This is a genomic window from Kitasatospora sp. NPDC114501, from assembly GCF_055633695.1.
In genome coordinates this window covers 129,873-154,884 of the sequence record NZ_JBVKDS010000011.1, presented here as the reverse complement: position 1 = coordinate 154,884, position 25,012 = coordinate 129,873, and the positions used below count along the sequence as shown (strand labels likewise).

The 25,012-nt window shown below is 75.5% G+C and carries 23 protein-coding genes; 7 read left to right on the top strand and 16 right to left on the bottom strand.

The window, feature by feature from the left end; all coding sequences use genetic code 11:
• Positions 1-39 precede the first annotated feature (39 nt).
• From ACZ7RU_RS21650 to ACZ7RU_RS21635, 4 genes are all read right to left on the bottom strand, one after another.
• Positions 40-447 (bottom strand): hypothetical protein, encoded by a 408-nt coding sequence (locus ACZ7RU_RS21650; RefSeq protein ID WP_470342559.1) that lies wholly within the window; start codon positions 445-447, stop codon positions 40-42.
• 581 nt (positions 448-1,028) lie between these two features.
• Positions 1,029-1,769, bottom strand: coding sequence for a hypothetical protein (locus ACZ7RU_RS21645; RefSeq protein ID WP_470342558.1), 741 nt, complete (start codon positions 1,767-1,769; stop codon positions 1,029-1,031).
• A 90-nt stretch (positions 1,770-1,859) separates the two neighbouring features.
• Positions 1,860-2,429 carry a PadR family transcriptional regulator gene (locus ACZ7RU_RS21640; RefSeq protein ID WP_470342557.1) on the bottom strand — a complete coding sequence of 190 codons (570 nt, stop codon included), beginning with the start codon at positions 2,427-2,429 and terminating at the stop codon, positions 1,860-1,862.
• Positions 2,430-2,478: 49 nt separating this feature from the next.
• Positions 2,479-4,521: an oxidoreductase gene (locus ACZ7RU_RS21635; RefSeq protein WP_470342556.1), complete on the bottom strand. Its 2,043-nt coding sequence runs from the start codon at positions 4,519-4,521 to the stop codon at positions 2,479-2,481.
• Between the two features lie 218 nt (positions 4,522-4,739).
• On the opposite strand from ACZ7RU_RS21635, the gene ACZ7RU_RS21630 reads away from it, so the two are divergent.
• Complete coding sequence (locus ACZ7RU_RS21630) at positions 4,740-6,050, top strand: FAD binding domain-containing protein (RefSeq protein ID WP_470342555.1); 1,311 nt, start codon at positions 4,740-4,742, stop codon at positions 6,048-6,050.
• Between the two features lie 74 nt (positions 6,051-6,124).
• Here ACZ7RU_RS21630 and ACZ7RU_RS21625 read toward each other — a convergent pair whose 3' ends face one another.
• The 3 genes from ACZ7RU_RS21625 to ACZ7RU_RS21615 all read right to left on the bottom strand — a co-directional run bounded on the left by ACZ7RU_RS21625 (position 6,125) and on the right by ACZ7RU_RS21615 (position 7,346).
• A complete protein-coding gene (locus tag ACZ7RU_RS21625) occupies positions 6,125-6,700 on the bottom strand; it encodes a TerD family protein (protein WP_470342554.1) in 576 nt (191 codons plus the stop codon).
• Between the two features lie 229 nt (positions 6,701-6,929).
• Positions 6,930-7,079: a hypothetical protein gene (locus ACZ7RU_RS21620; protein ID WP_470342553.1), complete on the bottom strand. Its 150-nt coding sequence runs from the start codon at positions 7,077-7,079 to the stop codon at positions 6,930-6,932.
• Positions 7,080-7,346, bottom strand: a complete 267-nt coding sequence (locus tag ACZ7RU_RS21615) for a hypothetical protein (protein WP_470342552.1) — start codon at positions 7,344-7,346, stop codon at positions 7,080-7,082.
• A gap of 78 nt (positions 7,347-7,424) precedes the next feature.
• On the opposite strand from ACZ7RU_RS21615, the gene ACZ7RU_RS21610 reads away from it, so the two are divergent.
• Complete coding sequence (locus ACZ7RU_RS21610) at positions 7,425-7,718, top strand: hypothetical protein (protein ID WP_470342551.1); 294 nt, start codon at positions 7,425-7,427, stop codon at positions 7,716-7,718.
• Positions 7,719-7,776: 58 nt separating this feature from the next.
• Here the strand turns inward: ACZ7RU_RS21610 and ACZ7RU_RS21605 are convergent, their stop codons facing one another.
• On the bottom strand, positions 7,777-9,300 hold the full coding sequence (locus tag ACZ7RU_RS21605) for a glycerol-3-phosphate dehydrogenase/oxidase (RefSeq protein WP_470342711.1): 1,524 nt from the start codon (positions 9,298-9,300) through the stop codon (positions 7,777-7,779).
• A gap of 128 nt (positions 9,301-9,428) precedes the next feature.
• Positions 9,429-10,046: a TetR/AcrR family transcriptional regulator gene (locus tag ACZ7RU_RS21600; RefSeq protein WP_470342550.1), complete on the bottom strand. Its 618-nt coding sequence runs from the start codon at positions 10,044-10,046 to the stop codon at positions 9,429-9,431.
• A 74-nt stretch (positions 10,047-10,120) separates the two neighbouring features.
• Here ACZ7RU_RS21600 and ACZ7RU_RS21595 point away from each other — a divergent pair, with 74 nt between their 5' ends.
• Entirely contained in the window at positions 10,121-11,689 is a 1,569-nt protein-coding gene (locus ACZ7RU_RS21595; protein ID WP_470342549.1) for an FAD-binding oxidoreductase, read from the top strand.
• A complete protein-coding gene (locus tag ACZ7RU_RS21590; RefSeq protein ID WP_470342548.1) occupies positions 11,686-12,594 on the top strand; it encodes a diacylglycerol kinase in 909 nt (302 codons plus the stop codon). The genes ACZ7RU_RS21595 and ACZ7RU_RS21590 overlap by 4 nt, the downstream gene beginning before the upstream one ends.
• A gap of 75 nt (positions 12,595-12,669) precedes the next feature.
• Here ACZ7RU_RS21590 and ACZ7RU_RS21585 read toward each other — a convergent pair whose 3' ends face one another.
• Entirely contained in the window at positions 12,670-13,587 is a 918-nt protein-coding gene (locus ACZ7RU_RS21585) for a DUF6891 domain-containing protein (protein ID WP_470342547.1), read from the bottom strand.
• Between the two features lie 385 nt (positions 13,588-13,972).
• On the opposite strand from ACZ7RU_RS21585, the gene ACZ7RU_RS21580 reads away from it, so the two are divergent.
• On the top strand, positions 13,973-15,133 hold the full coding sequence (locus tag ACZ7RU_RS21580) for a Cmx/CmrA family chloramphenicol efflux MFS transporter (RefSeq protein WP_470342546.1): 1,161 nt from the start codon (positions 13,973-13,975) through the stop codon (positions 15,131-15,133).
• Positions 15,134-15,220: 87 nt separating this feature from the next.
• Here the strand turns inward: ACZ7RU_RS21580 and ACZ7RU_RS21575 are convergent, their stop codons facing one another.
• The 5 genes from ACZ7RU_RS21575 to ACZ7RU_RS21555 all read right to left on the bottom strand — a co-directional run bounded on the left by ACZ7RU_RS21575 (position 15,221) and on the right by ACZ7RU_RS21555 (position 22,058).
• Positions 15,221-16,579 (bottom strand): DUF2252 domain-containing protein, encoded by a 1,359-nt coding sequence (locus ACZ7RU_RS21575; RefSeq protein ID WP_470342545.1) that lies wholly within the window; start codon positions 16,577-16,579, stop codon positions 15,221-15,223.
• A 202-nt stretch (positions 16,580-16,781) separates the two neighbouring features.
• Positions 16,782-19,307 carry an FtsX-like permease family protein gene (locus ACZ7RU_RS21570; protein WP_470342544.1) on the bottom strand — a complete coding sequence of 842 codons (2,526 nt, stop codon included), beginning with the start codon at positions 19,305-19,307 and terminating at the stop codon, positions 16,782-16,784.
• Positions 19,304-20,179, bottom strand: coding sequence for an ABC transporter ATP-binding protein (locus ACZ7RU_RS21565; protein WP_470342543.1), 876 nt, complete (start codon positions 20,177-20,179; stop codon positions 19,304-19,306). Before ACZ7RU_RS21565 ends, ACZ7RU_RS21570 begins: the two co-directional genes overlap by 4 nt.
• A gap of 105 nt (positions 20,180-20,284) precedes the next feature.
• Complete coding sequence (locus ACZ7RU_RS21560) at positions 20,285-21,079, bottom strand: aminotransferase class IV (protein ID WP_470342542.1); 795 nt, start codon at positions 21,077-21,079, stop codon at positions 20,285-20,287.
• Positions 21,072-22,058: a GNAT family N-acetyltransferase gene (locus ACZ7RU_RS21555; protein WP_470342541.1), complete on the bottom strand. Its 987-nt coding sequence runs from the start codon at positions 22,056-22,058 to the stop codon at positions 21,072-21,074. The genes ACZ7RU_RS21560 and ACZ7RU_RS21555 overlap by 8 nt, the downstream gene beginning before the upstream one ends.
• Before the next feature lie 256 nt (positions 22,059-22,314).
• Here ACZ7RU_RS21555 and ACZ7RU_RS21550 point away from each other — a divergent pair, with 256 nt between their 5' ends.
• On the top strand, positions 22,315-23,544 hold the full coding sequence (locus tag ACZ7RU_RS21550) for a glycosyltransferase 87 family protein (protein ID WP_470342540.1): 1,230 nt from the start codon (positions 22,315-22,317) through the stop codon (positions 23,542-23,544).
• On the top strand, positions 23,430-24,665 hold the full coding sequence (locus tag ACZ7RU_RS21545; RefSeq protein WP_470342710.1) for a glycosyltransferase family 4 protein: 1,236 nt from the start codon (positions 23,430-23,432) through the stop codon (positions 24,663-24,665). The genes ACZ7RU_RS21550 and ACZ7RU_RS21545 overlap by 115 nt, the downstream gene beginning before the upstream one ends.
• Here the strand turns inward: ACZ7RU_RS21545 and ACZ7RU_RS21540 are convergent.
• Positions 24,637-24,999 carry a hypothetical protein gene (locus ACZ7RU_RS21540; protein ID WP_470342539.1) on the bottom strand — a complete coding sequence of 121 codons (363 nt, stop codon included), beginning with the start codon at positions 24,997-24,999 and terminating at the stop codon, positions 24,637-24,639. The two genes, ACZ7RU_RS21545 and ACZ7RU_RS21540, sit on opposite strands and share 29 nt — an antisense overlap.
• Positions 25,000-25,012: the final 13 nt, after the last annotated feature.

The following is a 25,012-nucleotide window of genomic DNA, read 5'->3' as shown; positions in this document are numbered from 1 at the left end:
TCCCGAAACGGGCTCAACGGGATGTCACGGTAACCGGAACTACTGCCGGACGAAAGGCTCCTCCCCCTCGTCCACACCGGTCATCACGAGCCACTCTCCCTTCTCACCTTTGCCGTACTGGAAGTACCTCTCGCAGGTCAGACCTCCCTCCACAGAGGTCAGTTCGGCAACTGCGCCGGTCCCGGCGTCTTCCTGCTTCCCGTACTCCCACGTGCCGGTGAACTTCACAGCCGTAGGCGACTTCTTCCCCCGACACGCGGAAGGCGGCAGCAGGACCTCGCCGAGTCGACCGCCATCCAGGAACTGAATAGACGAGACGCTCGTCTTCCAGGACCCGATGACGGCAGGGGTCGGCTCCTTCCCTGCAGTACAGGGAGTCGCCAGCGACAGGACGCCCAACAGCACCACCGGTACGAGCAACCTCGAATACCCCGACGATCCGGTCAATTCGGCTGTCCCCGTTCCACGGCTCACCACTACCCGAGAGATTGATGAACCGCACCATACCCGCGCCGACCGGTCAGCACGGCGCGGGGTTGCCGACCTTCTCCATGTCGAGCGTGACACGATCCTCGGCCGATGCGCCCCCGCGCCGGACTGCCACCCGGTACTCACCCTGGAGGTCCCGCGGTACTGGCAATCGTGTGGACGACATGGAACATACCGCCAACCGCGACCGATTGGTCTCTTTGTGCTGTCAAGTTCCGAGAAGCACCACGATATGCGACGCGACGGCGAACTCGCCACCCGCAGGGGCGTGTTGCCGTTCTCCTCGCCAGCCGCAGGACCTGCTGCCTGAAGTCCCCGGAAAGAGTCGGCCCCGCGGAACCGGACGCGATGACCGCGCCCGACACCGCATCGAGTCCACCGGGCGCCGCAGTGCAGGCGCAGGCCGCGAACCGCAACCTGCGAGAAGGACGCGGAGTTTCCTCGGGAAGTCGGTCACGCCCTTCCATCCACCGTCGCCCGGCTGTCGAACCTCCGCACCGGGAATGGCCGGCGTCCTGGGGCGGGTGGGCGGCGCGGGGTCAGACGGGTTGGCCCGCGGGGGTGGCGGGGGTGGGGGCGGTGGTGCTGCCGGCGTGGGTGCCGAGGGTGCGTTCGACCTTGGCGACGGCCGTGCGGTACTGCATGGAGGCGGCCTGTTCGGAGGTGCCCTGGCGTTCGAAGAAGCCGAAGGCCATGGCGACCGTGCCGAAGCGCTCGATGCCGACGTAGGCGTTGAGTTGGACGCCGGCCAGGCTGCCGTCGAGGTGGACGGCGGGGGCGTCCTTGCGGTCGCCGAGGGTGACCGGGGTGACGGTGAAGGTCACGCTGTCCTCGGTGCCGGCGTTGAAGGTGATGTTGTGGCAGGTCCGCAGGGCGTCGGCGACGGTGTTGAAGTCGGCGGTGAGCCGGTCGGGTGCCTCGGCTGCGAGGGTCTGGGTGACCATCGGGTTGCCGTCCGGGCCGTCGAGTTCGACGGCGGCGTACGGGAGGTCCTTGCCGGTCTGGGTGGCGCGCATGTTGATCAGTGCGCTGAGCGCGTCGCAGCCGGTCACCGGGGTCGGGTTCTCGCCGGGGCCGGGAGTCTGCGTCACCGGGAGCTCGGTGTAGCCGGGGCCGAGGTCGGCGGCGGTCAGCAGGGCCGACTTCAGCTGGTCGGCGGTGGGCAGTGCCTGGGTGTCCTGGACGGGTGCGGCCGACACCGGCAGGGCCGCCGGGCCCAGGGCGACCGCCACGGCGGCGGCCGCGGCGGCGAGGGCGTGGATGGGCCTGGGACGGGACATGCGGGCCCCCGGTCGAGAGTTCGGGCAGGGACAGGCAACCAGTGTCCCACCGGGGCCCGGGTGGGGCGCGCGGGCGGGGATGTCCGCAGGTCAGGACCCGTTCGATGGGCCGCCGGGCGGCGGGGCGCCGAGGGGATCCAGGGTGGCGAGGGTCTCGGTGAGCCACTGCACCCAGAAGGTCTCCAGACCGATGCCGGCCCGCAGCACCGCGTGCTGGAGCCGGTTCCCGGTGTCTGCCCGCTCGGCCGGGAAGTCGCGCCGCTCGATCTCCCGGTAGTCGGCCAACTGCTCACGGTGCAGGGCCAGATGGCGTTCCAGCTCGGCCGCCAGCCCGTCCGTGCCGACCACCGCGGCCGCCCGCAGCCGCAGCAGCAGCGGCTCCCGGACGGCGCGCGGGTCGGCGCCCTCGGCGGTCCAGCGGGCCAGTTCGGCGCGACCCTCCGGCAGGACCTCGTACTCCTTCTTCTGCCCGCGCACCGGCCCGTCCGGCTGGAGGGCCCGGATCTGTCCGGAGGCCTCCAGTCGGCCGAGTTCGCGGTAGATCTGCTGGTGGGTGGCAGGCCAGAAGAAGCCGATCGACCTGTCGAACCGCCTGGTCAGCTCCAGCCCCGAGGACGGCTTCTCCAACAGGGCGGTGAGGATGGCGTGCGGCAGCGACATGCCGTCGATCGTACGGGGCCCACGGGCGGGTCAGGGCGAGACGGCCAGGTCAGAGGGACGCGGCCAGTTCGGTGCCCTGCTTGATGGCGCGCTTGGCGTCCAGTTCGGCGGCCACGTCGGCGCCGCCGATCAGGTGGACCGACAGGCCGCGCCCGCGCAGCGCCTCGTACAGGTCGCGGCGCGGTTCCTGGCCGGTGCAGAGCACGACGGTGTCCACGGGCAGCAGTTGGCGCTCGCCGTCCACGGTGAGGTGCAGGCCTGCGTCGTCGATCAGGTCGTAGGTGACGCCGGGGACCATCACCACGCCGCGGTGCTTGAGCTCGGTGCGGTGGATCCAGCCGGTGGTCTTGCCGAGGCCGGCACCGACCTTGCCGGTCTTGCGCTGGAGCAGGTGGACGCTGCGCGGGGGCTTCGGCCGCTCCGGGGCACGCAGGCCGCCGCGCTCGCGGTACTCCGGGTCGATGCCCCACTTGGCCTGGAACACGGGCGGGTTGAGGCTCGCCGCATCACCCTGGTCGGTGAGGAACTCGGCCACGTCGAAACCGATGCCGCCGGCGCCGAGGATGGCGACCCGCTCGCCGACCGGCGCGCCGTCGCGCAGCACGTCGAGGTAGCCGAGCACGCTGGGGTGGTCGATTCCCGGGATGTCGGCGGGGGTTCGCGGGGTGACGCCGGTGGCGAGGACGATCTCGTCGTGGCCCTGCTCGGCGAGCTGCTCGGCGGTGACGGTCGCGCCGAGCCGCTGGGTGACGGACAACTCGGCGAGCCGGGTGCGGAAGTAGCGCAGCGTCTCGTCGAACTCCTCCTTGCCGGGGATGCGCCGGGCGATGTTCAGCTGCCCGCCGATCGTCTCGGCGGCGTCGTAGAGGGTGACGTCGTGGCCGCGTTCGGCGGCGGAGACGGCGAAGGCGAGGCCGGCCGGGCCCGCCCCGACGACGCCGATCCGCTTGCGCGACCGGGTGGGGCCGAGGACGAGTTCGGTCTCGTGGCAGGCGCGCGGGTTGACCAGGCAGGAGGTGATCTGGAGGTTGAAGGTGTGGTCGAGGCAGGCCTGGTTGCAGCCGATGCAGGTGTTGATGGCCTCGGCGCGGCCGTCCCGGGCCTTGGCGACGAAGTCGGCGTCGGCGAGCAGCGGGCGGGCCATCGAGACCAGGTCGGCGCTGCCGTCGGCGAGCAGGCTCTCGGCGATCTCGGGGGTGTTGATGCGGTTGGTGGTGACCAACGGGATGCCGACCGTGCCCATCACCTTCTTCGTCACCCAGGCGAAGGCGCCGCGCGGCACCGAGGTGGCGATGGTGGGGATGCGGGCCTCGTGCCAGCCGATGCCGCTGTTGATGATGGTCGCCCCGGCGGCCTCGACGGCCTGGGCGAGCTGGACGACCTCGTCCAGGGTGGAGCCGCCGGGCACCAGGTCGAGCATGGAGAGGCGGTAGACGATGATGAAGTCCTCGCCGACCCGCTCGCGGACCCGGCGGACGATCTCCACCGGGAAGCGCATCCGCCGCTCGTACGTGCCGCCCCACTCGTCCTCGCGGTGGTTGGTCGCGGCGACGATGAACTCGTTGATCAGGTAGCCCTCGGAGCCCATGATCTCGACGCCGTCGTACCCGGCACGGCGGGCGAGTTCGGCGCAGCGGGCGAAGTCCTCGACGGTCTGCTCGACCTGCTCGGCGGTGAGCGCGTTGGGCGTGAAGGGGCTGATCGGAGCCTGGATCGCGCTTGGGGCGACCAGGTCACGGTGGTAGGCGTAGCGGCCGAAGTGCAGGATCTGCAGGGCGATCCGGCCGCCGGCGGCGTGCACCGCGTCGGTGACCACGCGGTGCTTGTCGGCCTCCTCCTCGGTGGTGAGCATCGCGCCGCCCTCCCAGGGGCGCCCGGCCTCGTTGGGGGCGATGCCGCCGGTGACGATCAGGCCGACGCCGCCGCGGGCCCGCTCGGCGTAGAAGGCGGCCATCCGCTCGTAGCCGCCGGGGGCCTCCTCCAGGCCGACGTGCATGGAGCCCATGATCACGCGGTTGGGCAGGGTGGTGAAGCCGAGGTCGAGCGGGCTGAGCAGGTGCGGGTAGCGGCTGCTGCCGGGGTGGGCGCTCATCGACGTCTCCTGGGGCGCGGGCTGGGGGCGGTTGTTACCGCAGGGTAGGGGACCGGCGGCGGAGTATGCAACTAGTTGCATAAGGCGGGGCCGGGATGCCGGGAGGGACCACCGGATGGCTCGAACCCGGCGCCGGGGAGGGGACGGCGGCGTATCGTCGTGTTCCGGACCGCGCGGGGGGACAGCGCGCAGGACGTGGGCTCGGGAGAGGAGCGACCGTGCGGGGTGGCTCGGTGGCCGTGGTCGGGGGCAGCATCGCCGGGAGCGCCTTCGCCGGCGCCGCCGCCCGGCTCGGCGCGGAACGGGTGGTGGTGCTGGAACGCAGCCCCGGCCACCTGGAGGACCGCGGCGTGGGGCTGTGCACCCATAACGACCGCTTCGACGAACTGGTCCGGGCCGGGCACCTCGACGCGGGCACCCGGCGCCACCGCCTCACCGTCCGCCGCTGGGTCACCCGGGGTGCGGCCGGTGAGGGCGACGGACCGGACGGCTGCGGGCGGCTGCTCTGGGCCCAGCCCTTCCCGTTCCACTCCCACCACTGGGGCGTGCTCTGGCAGGCGCTGCGCGAACGGATGCCCGAGCAGGTCGAGTTCCGGCTGGGCACCACGGTGACGGCCGTCGGCAACGGGCCGGGCGGCGGCAGCGGGCCGGGCGGCGGTAGCGGGCCGGGCGGAAGCGGCGCGCCCGACGGCGGCGACGGCCCCGACGGCGCCTGGGTCGAAGCGGGGAGCGGTCGCGAGGAGTACGACCTGGTGATCGGCGCCGACGGCTACCGCTCGGTGGTGCGCGCCGCCGTCTGCCCGCAGGCCGAGCCCGCGTACGCCGGGTACGTGTGCTGGCGCGGCAGCTACGACGCCGCCCTGCTGGCCGAACTGCCCGGCGGCGCGGCGCCCTGGCCGGAGGAGCACTGCATCACCGCCTGCTACCCCGGCGGCCAGACGGTGATCTACCGCATCCCCGGGGTCGAGCCCGGCCGCACCCAGGTGAACTGGGTCTTCTACGCCCCCACCCCCGACTGGCTGCGGCTGGACGGCCCGACCAGCATCCCGGCGGGCAGCCTCACCGACGCGCGGCTGGACGAGCTGCGGCAGCTCGCCGAGCGGCACCTGCCGCCGTACTGGGCCGGGCTGGTCACGCTCACCCCGCGTGAACGGACCTTCCTCCAGCCGATCTACGACCTGGCGGCCCCGCGCCGTACGGCCGGCCGGCTGCTGATCGGCGGGGACGCGGCCACCGTGGTGCGCCCGCACAACACCAGCGGCGCGGTGAAGGCGATGCAGGACGCCCACGCCTTCGAGCTGGCGGGACGGCACGCCGGCTCCTGGCCGGACCTACTGGCCGCCTACGACCGCGAACGGACTGCGGCCGGGCGGGAGTTGGTGGACCTGGGCCGCACCCTCGGGCGGGCCCAGGTCACCGCGGCGCCGGACTGGTCGGGGATGGACGAGCCGGCCATGACCGCCTGGTGGCGGCAACAGCTCACCGGCAGCGGGGGCTTCGGCGGCCACGCGCTCGGCCGGACCGGCTGAGCGGGCCGCGCGACCGCCGAAATCCCGTCAATTCACCTGGCGAGTACCGGCGTTGACCACCGCCTGCCGGACGGTCAGACGTTGACGCCGTAGTCGGTCGCGATGCCGCGCAGACCGGAGGCGTAACCCTGGCCGATGGCGCGGAACTTCCACTCGGTGCCGTTGCGGTACAGCTCGCCGAAGACCATTGCGGTCTCGGTCGAGGCGTCCTCGGTCAGGTCGTAGCGCGCGATCTCCACGCCGTTGGCCTGGTTGACGATCCGGATGAACGCGTTGCGCACCTGGCCGAAGCTCTGCAGCCGGGCGTCGGCGTCGTAGATCGACACCGGGAAGACCACCTTGGCCACGTCGGCCGGCACCCGGTCCAGGTCGACCTTGATCTGCTCGTCGTCCCCGTCCCCGCCGCCGGTCAGGTTGTCACCGCTGTGCTCGACCGAACCGTCGGGACTGCGGAGGTTGTTGAAGAAGACGAAGTGCTGGTCCGAGACCACCTTGCCCAGCGCGTCGCACAGCAGCGCACTGGCGTCCAGGTCGTAGTCGGCCCCGGTGGTGGTACGCACGTCCCAGCCGAGACCGACGATCACGGCGCTCAGACCGGGCGCCTCCTTGCTCAGCGAGACGTTGCCGCCCTTGGCCAGCGAAACTCCCACAATGCCCTCCTCGGATCTCTCCCTGCGGACGAATCTACAACACTGTAGAGATCACGAGAATCCGCCTGCGGTCGGGCCCGCCCCGGGAATTTCTCCGGATCGCGGAGGGGAACCCGTACGGGCACCGCGCAGCAGGCACGTTCGCCGACTCGACCGCTCACCGACTCACGGGCCCACCGACTCGACCGCTCACCGGCTCACCGACGCACCGGCTCGACCGCTCACCGGCTCACTGCACGGCGTCGATCTCGATCCGCAGCGCGCCGTTCTCGGCCAGCGCCCAACGGCCCCAGCCGAGCAGCAGGCGCAGCACCTCGCGTTCGCCGGCCGGGAGCCGGGCCAGGTCCACCCGCTCGATCTCCCGTACCAGCCCGGCCATCTACGGCTGCCTGATCCGGCTGCTGAAGTCGAGGTCCGGCTCGTGGCGGGCGAGGGTGGGCAGGGCCCGCGCCCCCAGACGGCGCAGCACGGCCCGCAGCGCACCTCCGTCGGCATGGGCCTCCAGCCGCCCGGACTCCGGCGCCGGCCCGGCCTTCCGGCCCGTCCGCGCCTTGACGGTCACCCGGTAGAGCCCGAGGACGCACTCGTCCTCGGCCACCTCGTCGCCCGGCCCGTACGGCCGCAGGCCGCTCACTGTGCTCCGCATGCCGAGCACCCTAACGATCGGGGACACTGGACTGGCAGTGGATTTCCCCTCGTCGCAGGCCGGTCGCCGGAGGTCCCGATGCGCCAGCGGTACAGCTTCCACCTCGATCAGGGCGGGCACTCGGTGACCGTCAACGTGCGGTCCGGCTGGATCACCGAGACCGAGCTGCTGGTCGACGGCAAGGAGTGCGCCTTCCACCGGGTCCACGGGCACGGCGTGTACCCGCTGACCCTCGCCGCCCAGGTCGCCGAGGAGCCGCCGAAGCCGCTCGCGGTGCGGCTGGACCGCACCGGCCGGGCCGAGCACCCGCTCTCCTGCGTGCTGGAGCTGTCCGGCGCCGAGCACCCGATGCCGGAGCACACGGAGCGCTGAAGCCAGCCGTTCGGGTGGTTTGCCCGTGACTGCCGGCGAACCCCTTCCCGCGGAGCGCTCAGCCCTCCCGGCCGCCCCCGAGGCACTCCGCCACGATCTCCTCGACCGCCTTCCGGGCCCGCTCGGCGTCCTCCGCGACCAACCCGATCCTGGTGCGGCGGTCGAGCACGTCGGCGGCGTCCAGCGCGCCCTCGTGGCGGACGGCGTGGGCGACCTCGGCGCGGGTCACGTCCAGGCCCTCCGCGATCGGCGTCAACTCCCCGGCCGCCAGCACCTCGTGGGCCGCACCGCCGTGGCGGGCGAGCAGCGAGGCGGGCACCGGGCCGGCGGGGCCCTGCCCGGTCGGCAGCGGGCGGCTGTCACGGTGGCCGGGGGCGCCGATCAGCGGCAGCCGGGCGGTCCAGCAGGCGCGGGCGGGCAGGCCGCGCAGCCGGACGGCGGTGTCCACCGCGTCCTGGGCCATCCGGCGGTAGGTGGTGAGCTTGCCGCCGACGACGGTGATCACCCCGTCCGGGTTCTCCAGCACCGCGTGCTCGCGCGAGATGTCGGCGGTGCTGCCGTCCCCGGTGTCGATCAGCGGACGCAGCCCGGCGTAGGCGCCACGGACGTCCGCCCTGGTCAGGGCGGTGGCGAGGGCGCCGTTGACGGTGTCGAGGAGGAAGGTGAGCTCGGCCTCCGTGGGCTGCGGCTCGTCCGGGACCGGGCCCGGGGCGTCCTCGTCGGTCAGGCCGATCGCCACCCGGCCGAGCTGCTGCGGCAGGGCGAAGACGAACCGGCTGGTGGAGCCGGGCACCGGCACGGTGAGGGCGGCGGTGGGGTCGCCGAGGGCCGCCGCGTCCACCAGCAGGTGGGTGCCCCGGCTGGGCCGGAGCCTGATCGAGGTGTCCACCTCGCCCGCCCAGACGCCGGTGGCGTTGACCACCGCGCCGGCCCGGACGGCGAGTTCCCGCCCGGTCAGGGTGTCCACCAGCCGGGCCGAGGTGCCGGTGACCTGCTCGGCGCGCACCCTGGTCAGCACGCTCGCGCCGTACTGCGCGGCGGTCCGGGCCAGTGCGACCACCAGCCGGGCGTCGTCCACGAGTTGGCCGTCGTGGGCGACCAGCGCGCCGCGCAGCCCGTCGGTCCGTACGCCCGGCACCAGCCGGCGGGTCCGGTCGGCGTCGATCCGGCGCACCCGGGGCAGCAGGGCGCCCGGGGTGCCGGCCGTCAGGCGCAGCGCGTCGCCGGCGTGGAAGCCCGTGCGGATCAGGGCGGCCTGGCCCGGGCGCAGCAGGTCCGGGATCAGCGGCACCAGTTGGGGCAGCGCCCGGATCAGGTGCGGGGCGGTGCGGGTCATCAGCACGTTGCGCTCGACGGCGCTCTCCCGGGCCACCTTGAGCTGCCCGGAGGCGAGGTAGCGCAGGCCGCCGTGCACCAGCTTGGAGCTCCAGCGACTGGTTCCGAAGGCGAGGTCGCGGGCCTCGACCAGCACCGTGCGCAGGCCGCGCGAGGCCGCGTCCAGGGCCACTCCGGCGCCGGTGACGCCGCCGCCGACGACCAGGAGGTCGATCCGGACGTCGTCGCCGAGCGCTCCCAGTTCCAGCTCCCGGCGGACGGCGTCGAGCCGGCCGGTGCCGGCGTACGGGCCTGCGTGCGGTCCGGCGTACGGACCCGTGTGCGGTCCGGCCTGCGGGCCCGGGTCCCGGTCGGCGTGCGGGCCTGTGGTGGGGGTCAAGGCGCGAGGTATCCGTTCAGTGCTCTGGCCAGTTCGCGCCGCCAGGCCGCCTCGGGCAGCAGGGAGGCGACCATGCGGTGCGACTGGACGGTGGACTGGGCGATCAGCAGGACCATGGCGGCCAGTTCGAGCGGCTCGCCGGCCCGGATCGAGCCGTGCGCCTGGCCCTGCTCGATGCCGGTGCGCAGCGCCTCCAGCAGGCCTCGCTGGCTGGCGCCGAGCCGCTCGACGACGTACTCGAGCAGCAGGTCGGAGTCGTCGGAGCGCAGCAGCGCGCCGATCACCGGGTGGTCGCGCAGCCGGACGGCGATCTCCACGGTCCGCTCGACGAAGGCCTCCCGGTCGCGCCCGGCCGGTGCGGTGGCCGCCAGGGTGGCCAGGATCTCCCGGGTGAGCAGCGCGCCGATCACCGCCCGGACGTCGGGCCAGCGGCGGTAGACGGTCGGGCGGCTGACCCCGGCGCGGCGGGCGATCTCGGCGAGCTGGGTGCGGCGCACGCCGAGGTGGACGATCAGGTCGGCGGCGGCGTCCAGGATCGCGTCGTCGGTGCTGCGCGGCGCGGTGCCGCTGGGCTGATCGGCCGTGCTCGACGGCCCGTCGTTACTACTTGACATGATGTGTGAAACTGTAACGCATGGCACCTGAGACGCAAGCGGAACCGGCCGGCGCCGCACTTCCGCTCCCCCCGATGAAGTGGGACGCCTGGGGCGACCCGGCCCTGGCCAAGGAGCTGTCCGCCGACATCAAGGGACTGCTCGCCGCCGCCCTCGGCGTCACCGGCGACGCCGCCCCAGGGCCGGGCGCCGACGAGGTCGTGCTGCACCCCTCCCGGATCTCCGCCGAGGACCTCAAGGCGCTCGCCGCCGCCGTCGGCGAGGCGCACGTCAGCGCCGCCGACGCCGACCGGCTGCCGCGCGCCGGCGGCAAGTCCACCCCCGACCTGCTGCGCCGCCGCAGCCGCGAACCCCAGGACGCGCCCGACGCCGTCGTGCTGCCCGGCGGCGAGCAGGAGGTCGCCGCCGTCCTCGCGGTGTGCGCCGAACGCCGCATCGCCGTCGTCCCGTTCGGCGGCGGCACCAGCGTGGTCGGCGGCCTCGACCCCGAGCGCGGCGCCTTCCACGCCGTCGTCTCCCTCGACCTGCGCCGCTTCGACCGGCTGCTCGACCTGGACGAGACCTCCGGCGAGGCCGTCCTCGGCGCCGGCCTCACCGGCCCGGCCGCCGAACAGCTGCTCGCCGAGCGCGGCTGGGAACTCGGCCACTACCCGCAGAGCTTCCGGTACGCCACCATCGGCGGCTTCGCGGCCACCCGCTCCTCCGGCCAGGACTCCGCCGGGTACGGGCGCTTCGACGAGATGGTGCGCGGACTGCGCGTCGTCACCCCCAGCGGGGTGCTCGACCTCGGCCGCGCCCCCGCCTCCGCCGCCGGCCCCGACCTGCGCCAGCTCTTCCTCGGCTCCGAGGGCACACTCGGCGTGATCACCGCCGTCCGGGTGCGGGTCCACCCGCTGCCCGCCGTCAAGGCGTACGAGGCGTGGAGCTTCCCCGACTTCGCCACCGGCACCGCCGCGCTGCGCGCCGTCGAGCAGCAGGGCACCGGCCCGACCGTGATCCGGCTCTCCGACGAGGCCGAGACCATGATCAACCTGGCCATGACCGAGCAGATCGGCGGCTCCCCGGCGGTCACCGGCTGCCTGGCCGTCACGGTCTTCGAGGGCAGCGCCGCCCAGGTCGCCGCCCGGCAGCAGCTCACCCGCGACGTCCTGCTCGCCGCCGGCGGCACCTCGCTCGGCGAGGCGCCCGCCCGGGCCTGGGAGCACGGCCGGTTCAACGCCCCCTATCTGCGCGATTCGCTGCTCAGCGCGGGCACGCTGTGCGAGACCCTGGAGACCGCGACCAGCTGGAGCCGGCTGCCCGCCCTGCGGGCCGCCGTCACCGAGGCGCTCACCACGGCCCTGCCCGGCTCCCTCGTGCTCTGCCACATCTCGCACGTCTACCCGACCGGCGCCTCGCTCTACTTCACCGTCGTCGCCGCCCTCGGCGAGGATCCGCTCACCCGCTGGGGCGCAGCCAAGCGCGCCGCCGGGGACGCCATCCTCGGTGCCGGCGGCACCATCAGCCACCACCACGCGGTCGGCGCCGACCACCGGCCCTGGATGACCGACGAGGTCGGCGAACTCGGCGTGCGCGTCCTGCGCGCCGTCAAGGCCGAACTCGACCCGGCGGGCATCCTCAACCCGGGCAAGCTGATCCCGTGACCGGCGTGAGAACCGTCCGCAGGGTCGCCGTTCTCACCAACCCGGCGGCGGGCATCGGCCATGCCGAACCCGCCGCCCACCGGGCCACCGCCCGGCTGCGGGCCCTCGGCGTCCAGGTCGAACCGCACGCCGGACGCTCGCCCGAGGACGCCGTCCGCCTCGCCCGCGAGGCGGTGGCCGACGGCGTCGACGCGGTGGCGGTGGTCGGCGGCGACGGCATGATCAACCTCGCCCTCCAGGCCCTCGCCGGCACCCCCGTCCCGCTCGGCGTGATACCGGCCGGCACCGGCAACGACCACGCCCGCGAGTACGGACTGCCGCTCGGCGCCCCCGAGGCCGCCGCCGACGTGATCGCCGCCGGGCGCACCCGCAGCGTCGACCTCGGCCGGGTCACCGGCCCCGACGGCGCCGTCCGCTGGTACGGCTCCGTCCTCGCCACCGGCTTCGACTCCCTGGTCAGCGACCGCGCCAACCGGCTGCGCTGGCCGCGCGGCCGGATGCGCTACAACCTCGCCATCCTCGCCGAGTTCGCCAACCTGCGCCCGCTGCCGTTCCGGATCACCCTCGCCGACGGCACCGTCATCGAACGCGACCTCACCCTGGCCGCCGTCGGCAACACCCGCAGCTACGGCGGCGGCATGCTGATGTGCCCCGCCGCCCTGCCCGACGACGGGCTGCTCGACCTCACCCTGGTCGACGCCATGCCCCGGCTGCGCATCGCCCGCTTCTTCCCGACCCTCTTCAAGGGCACCCACGTGGGACACCCCGAGGTCACCACGCTGCGCACCGAGTCCCTGCGGATCGAGTCCCCCGGCATCACCGCCTACGCCGACGGCGAGTTCATCACCTCCCTCCCGGTGGAGGTCACGGTGGCGAAGGGCGCCCTGCGGATGCTGGTGCCGTGAGGCGCTGACGCCGTCGCCGTGGTCCGGCCGACCGGACGGACCACGGCGACGGAGGGGCGCCGACAGGTCTCGGCCTCACGCGCCCAGGCGGCGGCGCCAGAGGAGCGGGCGTATCTCGATCGCGTGGGACGGGTCGCCGTTCCAGACCGTCGGCAGGCCGGCCTCCGTCAGGGCGGCGACCACCTCCCGCCCGACGGCGACGGTCGTCTCCGGGGTGGCGTCGGAGCCGCCGTACAGCAGGGACAGGCCGTGGCCGAGCGCGGCGGACTCGGTGCACTGGGCGTGGAAGTAGACGAAGCCGCGGGCGTCGGGGGCGCCGGCGTCGGCGATGTCGGCGTCGGCGCAGGACCGGCAGCAGGAGAAGTCCTCGCGGGCCGTGATGCCGGCGGCCTCCAGGGCGGCGAAGGCCCGGGTGAGGCGCTCCGGGTCGGTCTCGCCGATCCAGCCGGTCTGCTCGCCGACGCGCTCCAGCCAGAGCCGGTCGGCGAGTTGCTCGGCCTGGGCGCGGGAGAGCGGACGGCGGTCCCCCGAGACGAGGTACTCCTCGGCCTGTTCGGCGAGCCGGGCGCGGTCGGTGTAGCCGCAGGCCAGGGTCAGCCGCAGGCGCTCCTCCACGTCCCGCCGCTCGCCCGCGTCCAGTTCGAGCGGCGGCACCGGCTCCGGCGCCGGGCCCAGGTCGAGCGGCTTCCACTCCAGGCCGTCGTCCCAACCCGCGGCTCCGCGCGCCCAGCCCGTCATCGCCTCGACCACCGGCTCTGGCCCGTCCAGCCGCACCTCGAAGTGCCGCTCGGAGGAGCCGTCCCGGTGCTCCAGCGTGTAGTCCTCGCCGTCGGCGTGCCACACCTGGACGTACACGTCCGGCAGGTCCGGTATCCGCTCCACGACCAGGAAGCGGTCGTCCGGCGCACCGATGCGCCGGACCATCCCCGCCAGTTCCTCCGCGGTCACCCTCGGGTGCCGCGTCTCGTTCGTCTGCACCGCGATCGCCAGCATGGGACCACCCTGGCACGCACCACTGACAATCCCGGCGGCCGATCCCGCAGTTCAGGCCCGGTGCACCCGGTGACGACCGGCCGCAACGGGCGGAGGTCCGCGCACCACAGCTCCCTCCGGTCCCCTGCGAATGGTCAGACCGAAGCGGCCCTCGCGTTCCGGTGAGGGCGTGGGGTTCGGTGCGAACTTCGGGTAGCCTGCGGGCATGTCGAGCCCTGAGGCATCCAGGGTGGGGGCTTTCGGTCACGCGCCGTCAGCCCCCTGAAACCCGGTAACGCCGAACCACCGAGGTCCGAGCGAGCGCCACGTCTGCGCCGCCCGGGGGCTGAGCGTGCGGTGACGAGACGTCCCTTCCTCGTTCCCACCGCCTCCTCGGAGCCTCTCGATGCCCCTTCCGCTCTATCTGCTCGCCCTGGCCGTGTTCGCCATGGGCACCTCGGAGTTCATGCTCGCCGGGCTGCTGCCCGGCCTCGCCGCCGACCTCGGCGTCACCGTCGGTACGGCCGGCGCGCTGACCTCGGCCTTCGCGGTCGGAATGGCGGTCGGCGCGCCGCTGACGGCCGCGCTCGCCCGCCGCCTGCCGGAGCGCGGCAGCCTGCTCGGGTTCCTCCTGGTCTTCGCGGCGGCGCACGCCGTCGGGGCCGTCACCGCGAGCTTCCCGGTGCTGTTCGCGACCCGGATCGTGGCCGCGCTCGCCAACGCCGGGTTCCTGGCGGTGGCCCTGACCACCGCCGCCGCCCTCGTCCCGGCGGACCGGAAGGGCCGGGCGCTCGCGGTGCTGCTGTCGGGGACGACGGTGGCGACGGTGGCCGGCGTCCCGGGCGGGGCGGTGCTGGGCTCGCTGTTCGGGTGGCGCGCCGCGTTCTGGGCCGTCGCGCTGCTCTGCCTGCCGGCTGCCGCCGGCATCGCCAAGGGCCTGCCGGCCGTTGCCTCTTCAGCCGGCCGGGGCCGCGCCCCGGCCCCGGCTCCGGCCCTGCGGACGGAGGTCGCGGAGCTGCGCCGCCCCCGGCTGCTCCGCGCGATGCTGCTCGCCGCGCTGGTGAACGCGGCGACCTTCGGCGGCTTCACCTTCCTCGCCCCCGTGGTGACCGGTCCCGCCGGGCTGGGCGAACCGTGGGTACCGGTCGCGCTGGTGCTGTTCGGCGCCGGGTCGTTCGCCGGGGTCACCGCCGCCGGCCGGCTCGCGGACCGGCACCCGGGACCGGTGCTCGCCGTCGGCGGCCCGCTGCTGCTGGCGGGCTGGCCCGCGCTGGCCGTCCTGGCGGGCGCACCGGGCGCGCTGCTGCCGCTGGTGTTCCTGCTGGGCGTGCTGTCCTTCGCCGTCGGCGGCACGCTGATCACCCGGGTGCTGTACGAGGCGGCGGGCGCCCCCACCCTGGCGGGCGCCTACGCCACCGCCGCGCTCAACCTCGGCGCCACTGCGGGGCCGTTGCTCGCCGCCGCCACCCTCGGCACGGCGGCCGGCGGCCTCGGGCCGTTCTACGCCGGCGGCCTGCTGGTCGCGGCGGCGCTGCTGGTGGCGACGGTCCGGCCTCGCTTCGCCTGAACCACCCGCGTCGGAGCACTCGCGCCGGACCGTCCGGGTCGGAGCACGGGCGGCGGAGCACAGGCGGCGGAGTGCGGCGGCCCCGGTTCACACCCCCGGGGTCGCCGTCACCCGCCCGTCCGCGATCGCCGCCACCAGTTCGCCGTGGTCGGCCTTCGTCCGGTCCGCGTAGCGCACCGCGAAGTCGGCGACGGCCTCGGGGAAGGTGTCCGCGCCGCCGAGGTAGCCGGCGATGGCGAGGCGGTCGCCGGTGCGGGCGTGGGCGCGGGCGAGGGTGCGGCCGCAGAGGTCGGCGTAGGCGCGCAGGCCGGCGGGCCGCAGCTCGGCGATGTCCGTCGAGCCCTTCATGTCGCGCAGTTGGCGGCCGTAGAAGTGGCGCCCGGCGGGGCCGGTGGTCCAGCCGAGGAAGATGTCGCTGGCGGCCTGCATCAGGCGCTGCCCGGTGACGACGCGGCGGCCGCCGTGGTGGGCGACCACCTCGGCGTCCGCCCGCAGTGCCGGCAGGTGTTCCTCCAGCACCGACCGGCCGGCCTCCTTGAGCTGGAGGAACAGCGGGTCGCGGCCGTCGCGGCCCTCCAGCAGCACGATGAAGCAGCGGGTGCCGACGCTGCCCACGCCGACCACCTTGGTGGCCGCGTCGACGAAGCGGTAGCGGTCCAGCAGCACCCGGCGCTCCTCCGCGAGGGTCGACCGGTAGTCGCTGAACACCCTGCCGATGCCGCGCAGTTCGTTCCGTCCCAGCGGTTCGATCAGCGGCGGCTCGCTGATGATCCGGCGCCGCCCGTCCCGTTCCTCGGTGAGCTTGTCGAAGGCCTGGAGGCTGGTGCGGCGCCGGGCGTGGGCGAGGTCGGCCTCGACCCGTCTGCGCCGCTTCGGCTCGCGCAGCACGGCCGGCAGGTCGGCGGTGTCCACCCGGGCGTACCAGACGTCGAGTTCGCCCATTCCGGCCAGCCGCCGCATGGCGCCCGCGTACCCGTGGGCGGCGGTGAGCGCGGCCCGCCGTACCCGCCGTTCGTCCAGGCCGTTGTCCCGGGCGGCGACGGCGACGCTGGCGGCGAGCCGCTTGACGTCCCACTCGAAGGGACCGGGGAAGGTCTCGTCGAAGTCGTTGACGTCGAAGAGCAGCGCGCGCTCCGGGGAGGCGTACACGCCGAAGTTCAACAGGTGGGCGTCACCGCAGAGTTGGACGGTGAGCCCGGTGTCGGGGAGGGCGCCGAGGTCGGCCGCCAGGACGGCGGCGGCGGCGCGCAGGTAGGCGAACGGGCTCTCCGCCATCCGCCCGTAGCGGATCGGCAGCAGCCGGGCGATCCGGTCCTCGCCCTGCCGCTCCAGTACGCCGAGCGGGTCGGGCCGGTCGGCGGCGGGGATCCACCGGCCGTGGGCGGAGCGGGAGACGCGCTCCCGGGCGGCCCGACCGCGCCGGCGGCGTTCGGCGGGGGTGGTCATGCGGCGGCTCCGTCCGTCGGCGGGTCCCCTTCCCGCGACGCTAGGGCAGGAGGGCCGGAGGGCGCAGCGCACGCCCTCCGGCCCTCCGCCGTCCGGGTGAACCGGGCGGCTTGCCGACGGCGGACCCCACCGCACGGTGAGGTACGCCGTCATCGCCGTCCGCCCTCGTCCTCAAGGGCCTCCTCGTACGGCCTCCGGCCCGCTACTGGCGCGCCGCGCCCAGCACCACCGGCCGGGTCCGCAGCAGTGCCCGGACCGGCATCCCGGTCGCCGCGAGGCAGAGCAGCACGGCTCCGGCGGCCAGCGGCAGGGCGAGCATCGGCGGCACGTACGGGGCGGCGTTGGCCACGCCCCGGGCGACCGGCACCAGGGTGAGCCCGGCGATCACCGCGCCGACCGCCAGCCCGGTCGAGGCCACCAGCAGCGCCTCCCAGCGCATCATGCCGCGCACCTGGCCGCGGGTGGTGCCGGCCAGGCGCAGCAGCGCGACCTCGCGGCGCCGGTCCAGCACGGTCATCACCAGGGTGTTGGCGGCGCTGACGGCGGCGAACCCGCCGAGCACCGCGGCCATCACGGTGTTGGCCCAGCCGCTGATCTCCAGGTCCTTGTCGGACCGGGCGACGAACCCGGCCCGGTCGGTCACGGCGGCCCCGGCCTGGGCGCCGAGTGCGGCGGCCACCGCCGCGGGGTCGGCGCCCGGCGCGTCGGCGACCAGCACCTGGCTGTCGTACCCGGCGGTGACGTGCGCGGCCACCGCGGCCCGGGGCAGCAGCGCCTGTGCGACTCCCAGGCCCCGGTCGTACACCGCGACCACGGCGGGCCGCGCGGCGGTGCCGTCGCCGAGCCAGAGCGGGACCCGGTCGCCGACCCGGGCGCCGAGCGCGTCGGCCAGGGTGGTGCTCAGGGCGATGGTGTCGGGGGCGCGGCCGAGGTCGGCGAGCGCGCCGCCGCGCACGCCCAGGTCGAGCACCTTCGGCAGCCGGGCCGGGTCGCCGTCGACGCCGAGCACGGGGGCGGTGCCCAGCTGGCCGGCGGTCTCGTAGACGACGCCGGTGCGCAGCACGCCCATGGCGGTGTCCACGCCGGGCACCCGGGCGGCCCGTTCGGCCGTCCCGGCGGGCAGGCCGGGGCCGGTGGCGCCGATCACGTGGTCGGCGGTGACGCCGGCCCGGACGTTCTCGCCGCTGGTGTGGCGGATGGTGCTCTGGAGGACCAGCAGAGTGCCGCAGAACGCGGTGACCAGGACGATCGGGGTGATCGCGGAGGCCAGTCGGCGGGCGTTGGCGCGGGCGTTGTCGGCGGCCAGCGAGCCGGGCGCGCCGCCGGCCCGCAGCGGGACGCCGAGCACGGCGGCGGCGGCCCGGGCCAGCCAGGGGCCGAGCAGGGCGACGGCCAGCATGAAGCACATCACCACGCCCATCGCGATCTGGGCGGCCTTGGTGCCGTCCAGGGAGCTGGCGACGGCGGCGGCCGTGACTCCTCCGACGGCGAAGACCAGCCCGAGGACGGTGCGGACCCTGCCCGGGCGGGGCGGTTCGACGGCGGCCTCGCCGAGCGCCTGGGCCGCCCGCATCCGGGACGGCCGGCGGGCGGCCAGGAAGCCGGCGGTCAGCGCGGCCAGGGTGCAGGCGAGGACGGCGGCGAGCATCGGCAGCGGGCCGACGTCCAGGCGGATGTCCGCGGGGACGGCGCCGCGCTCGACCAGCTGGCCGAACCACCAGCGGGCGAGGGCGAGTCCGGGCAGGATGCCGAGCGCCGCGGCGATCGGCGCGACCAGCATCGCCTCGGCGGCGATGGTGCGGCGGATCTGGCGCGGGGTGGCCCCGATGGCGCGCAGCAGGGCGAACTCGCGGGCGCGCTGGCCGGTGGCGAGGGCGACGGTGCTCATCACCACGAAGATCGCGGTCATGGTGGCGTAGCCGCCGAAGGTTCCGCCGAGGCCCATCAGGACGGTGCGGGCCTCGCCCAGGGCGGGGTGTTCGACGGTGGCCCGGCCGTCCCCGGTGTACGTCCTGGCGTCGTTGCCGACGGCCTGGCGGACCTGGGCGGCGAGCGCGGCGGTGCTGACGCCCTCGCGGGGCTGCACGGCGACGGCGTCGATCCGGCCGGGGTGGCCGGAGAGGCGGTCGGCGGTGGCATCGGCGAACCAGGCGGTGGGGCCGGTCCGCTGGGCGGCGGCCAGACCGGAGATCCGGTAGTCCGCGGTGCCGCCGGGCGCGGTGAGCTTGATGCTCGCGCCGGGCGCGAGACGGGCGGCGTGCGCCGTGTCGGCGTCCAGCACCACCTCGTTCGCCCCGGGGGCGCGGCCCTCGACCAGCTTGTCGCCCGGCCCCGCGATGCCGAGCGCGGCGAAGCCCCGGCCGGTCAGGGCCGGCGCCCGGTCGCCGGCCGGCAGCGGGAAGGCGGTGTCCGGGCGGGCGGCCGCGACCCCGGGCAGCCCGGCCAGCCGGCCGACCAGCGCGGCGTCGGTCCGCGCCCGCTCCGGGGTGGCCTGCTCCTGGGTCTCGGTGTCGTCGGCGACCTTCTGCTCGATCTTCACCGCCTGCTCGGCCGCGACCACCACGGGGGCGTGGGCGTAGCGGGTGGGTTCGAGGCTCGCGGTCAGGCCGGTCTGCAGCAGCACGCCGCAGGCCACCACCACGGCGGCGCCCAGCAGCAGGGCGACCAGGGTGCCCACGAAGGACGCGGGCCGGAAGCGCACCGAGGAGCGCGCGAGTCCGTTCGTCATGCCGCCACTCCCACCGGGCGGGCGGTCAGCGCGACCATCCGGTCCGCGACGGTCTGCGGGGTCGGGTGCGGCAGGTCGTCCACGATCGCGCCGCCGGCCAGGAACAGCACCCGGTCGGCGAAGGAGGCCGCCACCGGGTCGTGGGTCACCATCACCACGGTCGCGCCGAGCGAGTCCACGGCGTGGCGCAGCAGGGCCAGCACCTCGTGCGCGGTCCGGGTGTCCAGCGCGCCGGTCGGCTCGTCGGCGAACACCACGTCCGGGCGGGTGATCAGCGCGCGGGCGATCGCCACCCGCTGCTGCTGGCCGCCGGAGAGCTGGCCGGGCCGCCGCTTGGCGTGCTCGCCGAGGCCCACCCGCTCCAGCAGCTCCCGGGCCCGGGCGCGGTCCTGGCGCTCCCCGGCGAGGCGCTGCGGGAGCAGCACGTTCTGCTCGACGGTCAGCGAGGGCAGCAGGTTGAAGGACTGGAAGACGAAGCCGATCCGGCTGCGGCGCAGCTTGGTCAGCCGGTTCTCGCTCAGCTGGGTGATGTCCTCGCCGCCGAGCCGGACCTGTCCGGAGTCCGGGCGGTCCAGGCCCGCCGCGCACTGGAGGAAGGTGGACTTGCCGGAGCCCGACGGGCCCATCACCGCGGTGAAGCTGCCGTGGGCGAGCGCCAGGTCGACCCCGCGCAGCGCCTGCACCTCCGCCTCGCCGCGCCCGTAGGTGCGGCGCACCCCGCGCAGCTCGATCGCGGGGGCCGGTTGCGGGGCGGCGGCGTACGGCGCGGCGGCGTACCCGCCGGTGCCGGGTGTGCCGGAGCCGTACGCGTCGGGGCCGTACGCCTCGGGGCCGTACGCGTCGGTCCTGCGGCGGTCTTGGCGGCGTGCCATGGGTGGGCCTTCCTTCGGTTCTGCGTCGCTCGTCGTCAACGTGCTCCAACCTAGGAAGGACGGGCTCCGCGGACCATGCAGGCCACCGGCGGACCGCGGGTGGGGTTATCCCCCCACCGCTTCGGCGGGGATCCCCCGGTAGACGGCGCGCAGCTCGGCGAGCACCGGGTGCCCCGGGTCGAAGGCGGTGCCGTCCACGGCCGCCAGCGGACGCACCCCGACGCCCGCGTTCACCGCGAAGGCGGCGGTGAAGCGGTCCAGGCCTTCGGCGGGCAGCCGCTCGCGGGACTGCGGCCCCCGGTACGCGCCGGACAGCAGGGCCTCGGTGACGCCGGGCAGGCTGGGCCCCTGCGGCCAGACCAGCGCGTCCTCGGCCAGGAAGCCGACGTTCCAGGTCGCGCCCTCGACCACCATACCGTCCTCGTCGACCAGCAACACGTCGTCGTAGCCCGCCAGTTGGGCCTGCCGACGGTGGTGCACCAGGCCGAACAGGCCGACGTGCTTCACCTCCGGCAGCTCCCGCCGGTACGCCGTGCTGCGGACCCGCAGCGGGGCGGGCGCGGCCGCCGCGGCCGGACGGGTGGTCACCAGCAGGGCGGGTACGGCCGGGGCCGAGGGGCGCTCCAGGCCGAGCGCCGGGTCGTACACGGTCACCCGGACGGTCACCGGCGCGCCGTCGCCGGGCAGCACCGCGCCGATCCGCTCCCGTACCGCCGCCCGGTCCAACTCGGCGCCGAACAGCACCCGGCAGTCCCGGACCAGCCGGTCCAGGTGCAGCGACAGTCCCCGCACCCGGCCCGCCTCGGCGCGCAGGGTGGTGAAGTGCCCGTAGTTGAGCAGCCCCAGCGCGGCCAGCCGCGCCGGGTCGGCGGGCGCGCCGTCGATCTCGATCTCAGCCATCCCCCGAGTCTGCCAGCTGCGGGGACGCCGGCGGCGCGGGCTCCGGCGGCGCGGGCTCCGGCGGCGCGGACGACGGCAGCGGCACCGGGCGGTACGGGCTCGCCATCAGCCGGCCCGCCGCCCGGGCCGCCCGCTCGAACTCCTCGATCCGGTACGCCAGGCCCTCCGGCTCCCCGGCCTCCGACCAGCGCCACGCCTCCGCCCACCACTGCGGCCCGCGCACCAGCGGCCGGCCGGCCAGCGCCAGGCACAGCGCCAGCGTGGAACGGGCGTACTCGTGCACCCAGCCGTCACAGCCCCGGTAGTGCGCCGTCTCGTCCAGCCGCAGCCAGCGGCCCTCCTGCCCGGCGGCCAGTATCGGCACCCAGCCGCGCAGCCGGTCGGCGACCAGCAGGAGCAGCCGCCCGTCCTCCTCCCGCACCCGGTGCACGGGGAGTTGGGGCATCCGGGCGAAGGACAGCGAGCGCTTCCAGCCCACCACCCACAGGCCCCGGCGCAGGTAGTAGCGGACCGCCGGCTGCCAGGTCCAGTGCGCCTCCAGCCGGAACCCCGGCAGGCCCTCGGCGGTGGCCGCCGCGTACACCGCGTCCAGCGCGGCGGCGGCCAGGCCCCGCCCGCGCGCGGCCGGAGTCACGTAGAGGGAGGAGACGGCGAGCTGGCTCGGGCCCTTGGTCCAGTTGTCCACGGCGACGGTGCCCACCACGGCGCCGGCGTCGTCCTGGATCCAGTAGCGCCGCCGGTACAGCTCCCCGCCCGGCCACTCCCGCCCGCTCTCCCCCAGCCGCTCCCGCCAGCCACGCTCCGCGTGCGGCGCCAGCCCGTCCGGGTCCACCCGCTCGCCCAGCTCGCCCTCCACCAGGGACGCCAAGTCCCAGAGCGCGAACCGCCGTTCCTCCCCCGGCCCGGCCGCCCGCAGCCGCGGCCCCGCCGCCAGCCGGTCCTGCGCCCGCTCCACCGCCGCATCCCACGACCTCACCACACGGCGAGGATAGCGGGGAGCCCGGGACGATCAGTAATCCGCCGGACACCGAACGTCAGCGCGGACCGTCAGACCGAGCGCCCCGGGCGGGGACCGTCGCGGGCCCGGGTGGAGGTAGGGAAAACCCGACCACAGGACTCGACTTGACCGTGATGCCCCCGCCGGCCTGCGCCGATGCAATGAAGGGGTGACGAAACGGGCGTGGTGGTGGTGCGGCGGATGGCTGGTCGCGGCGGGGTGGGCGGGGGCGTTCCCGGTGCTGTCCGGGCTGGGACCGCACCGCGGTTGGGGGCTCTGGGCGGCCGGCGGGTACCTGCTCGCGGCGCCGGTCGCCGTGCTGGCGCGGCGGCGCGGACGTGAGCTGTCGGTGGCTGTCGCGGCCGTCGGCGCGGTACTGGTGCCGCTGCTCGTCCTGGTGCTCGACGGGCGGGGGCAGAGCGAGGTCGGGGTGATCGAGCGCTCCGGGTCGCTGCTGCTGCACACCGGCAGCCCGTACCTGGCCGACCCGCGGTCCGTCGCGGAGTACACCCCGTACCTCCCCGGCATGGCCCTGCTGGGCCTGCCCCGGGCACTGCTGGGCGGGTCGCCACTGGGTGACGCCCGGCTCTGGTGCGCGGCGGTGTTCCTGGTCTGCGTGCTGCGGACGGTGCCCGCCGGGCGCCGGCTCGGTGCCGCCGCGCTCACCGCCTCGCCGGTGGTGGCGCTGCCGCTCTGCGTCAGCGGAGTCGACCTGCCGCTCACCGGACTCTGCTGGCTCTCCCTGGTCCGCGCCGCCCAACGGCGGCCGATGGCGGCCGGGTTGGCGCTGGCCGCCGCCTGCTCGCTGAAGTGGACGGCCTGGCCCGCGCTCGCCGTGGTGACGGCCCTGCTGGCGGCCGCCGCCGGACGGCGCGCGGCGCTGCGCGGGGCGGCCGTCGCGGTGGTGGCGGCGGCGGTGGCGGTGCTGCCGGTGGCGCTGCGCGCGCCGGGGCCGCTGGTGGAGCAGGTGCTCGCCTTCCCCACCGGGCGCGGCCGGCTCCCGACCCCGGCCGCCAGTCCGCTGCCCGGGCGGCTGCTCGCCGACCTCGGCCCGCCCGGCTGGTACGCCGCCGTCGGCCTGCTGCTGCTCGCCGGGCTCGCCGTCGGGGCCTCGCTGCTCACCCGCCCGCCCCGCACCGCGGCCGCCGCCGCGCACCGGCTGGCCCTGGGGCTGGCGGCGGCCTTCCTGCTTGCGCCCGCCGGGCGGTTCGGCTACCTCGCGCTGCCGCTCGTCCTCGTCCTGCTCTCCTTCCCGCTCCCCGCGAACCCGATCCCCGCGAACTCCGTTCCGAAAGGCCTGCCATGGGCACCACCCTCGTCGTCACCAACGACTTCCCGCCGCGCCAGGGCGGCATCGAAACCTTCGTCAAGGCCCTGGCCGACCGCGTCCCCGGCCACGACGTCGTGGTCTACACCTCGGCCGAACCGGGCGCGGAGCGCCACGACGCCGCTCTCCCCTACCCGGTGATCCGCGACCGTGCCCGCACCCTGCTGCCGACCCCGCGGGCCACCCGCCGGGCCGCCGAGATAGCCCGGGCGCACGGGTGCGACCGGGTCTGGTTCGGCGCGGCCGCGCCGCTCGCCGCGATGGCGCCCGGCCTGCGGCGGCTGGCGCCCGGCATCCGCCGCACCGTCGCCACCACGCACGGCCACGAGATCTGGTGGGCCCGCACCCCGGGCGCCCGCGCGCTGCTGCGCCGGATCGGCCGCGGCACGGACGTGGTGACCTACCTGGGCGCCTACACCCGCGCCCGGATCGCCCCGGCGCTCGGGCCCGACGCCCGGCTGGCACGGCTCGTCCCGGGGGTCGACCCGGCGGTCTTCCGGCCGGCCGCCGCCCCGACCCGGACCGGTACGGGGAACGCCGGTACGGGGAACGCCGGTACGGGGAACGCCGGTACGGGGAACGCCGGTACGGGGAACGCCGGTACGGGGAACGCCGGTACGGGGACGTCCGCCGCACCGGTGGTCCTCTGCGTGGCGCGGCTGGTCCCGCGCAAGGGCCAGGACGTGCTGATCCGCGCGCTGCCCGCGATCCGCCGGGCCGTGCCCGGGACCACCCTGGTGCTGGTCGGCCGGGGCCCGGACGAGGACCGGCTGCGGGGCCTCGCCCACCGGCTGACCGAGCCCGGCAGCGTGGTGTTCACCGGCGGCCTGGACCACGCCGGGACGGCCGTCCACTACGCCGGGGCGGACGTCTTCGCGATGCCGTGCCGCACCCGCCGGCTGGGGCTGGAGGCGGAGGGCCTCGGCATCGTCTTCCTGGAGGCGGCCGCGGCCGGCCTCCCGGTGGTGGCCGGCCGCTCGGGCGGCGCCCCGGACACCGTCCTCGACGGCGTCACCGGCACGGTCGTCGACGGCCGCGCCCCCGCCGAGGTGGCCGCCGCCCTGACCCGGATCCTGCTCGCCCCGCCCGCCGAGCGGGCCCGGATGGGGGCGGCGGGGCGGCGCTGGGCCGAGGAGCACTGGACCTGGGAGGCCTCGGCGCGGCGGCTCACGGAGCTGCTCGACCCCGCCGTGCCCCTGCCCGCCGGGTCCCTGCCCGGCTCGGCCGCGCCGGTCACTCCGGCTGCCCCCGCAGGTGCCTGACCAGCCGGGCGATCGCGGGCGCGCCGCCGTTGGCGCGGACCGCCGACACCCAGTTCCGCGCCTGGCCCGGCAGGTCGTCCCGACCCGGGCAGGAGAAGCTGAACAGCCAGACGTGGGCGGACAGATCGCGTTCCGGCAGCGCCCGCCACTCCTCGCCCCCGGCCTCGGTCAGCACGTCCAGGCAGGACGCCAACGCCCGGTCGCCGTCCCCGCCCCACTCCTGCCGCAGCCAGAGCAGGAAGTTCGCCTGGGCCGTCGTGCTGTCGTCCTCGGTGGCCTCGCCCTTGAGCAGTCGGTTGACGATTGCGCTCTGCGGTTCCCGTGTCCTCGCCATGACGCCATCGTTC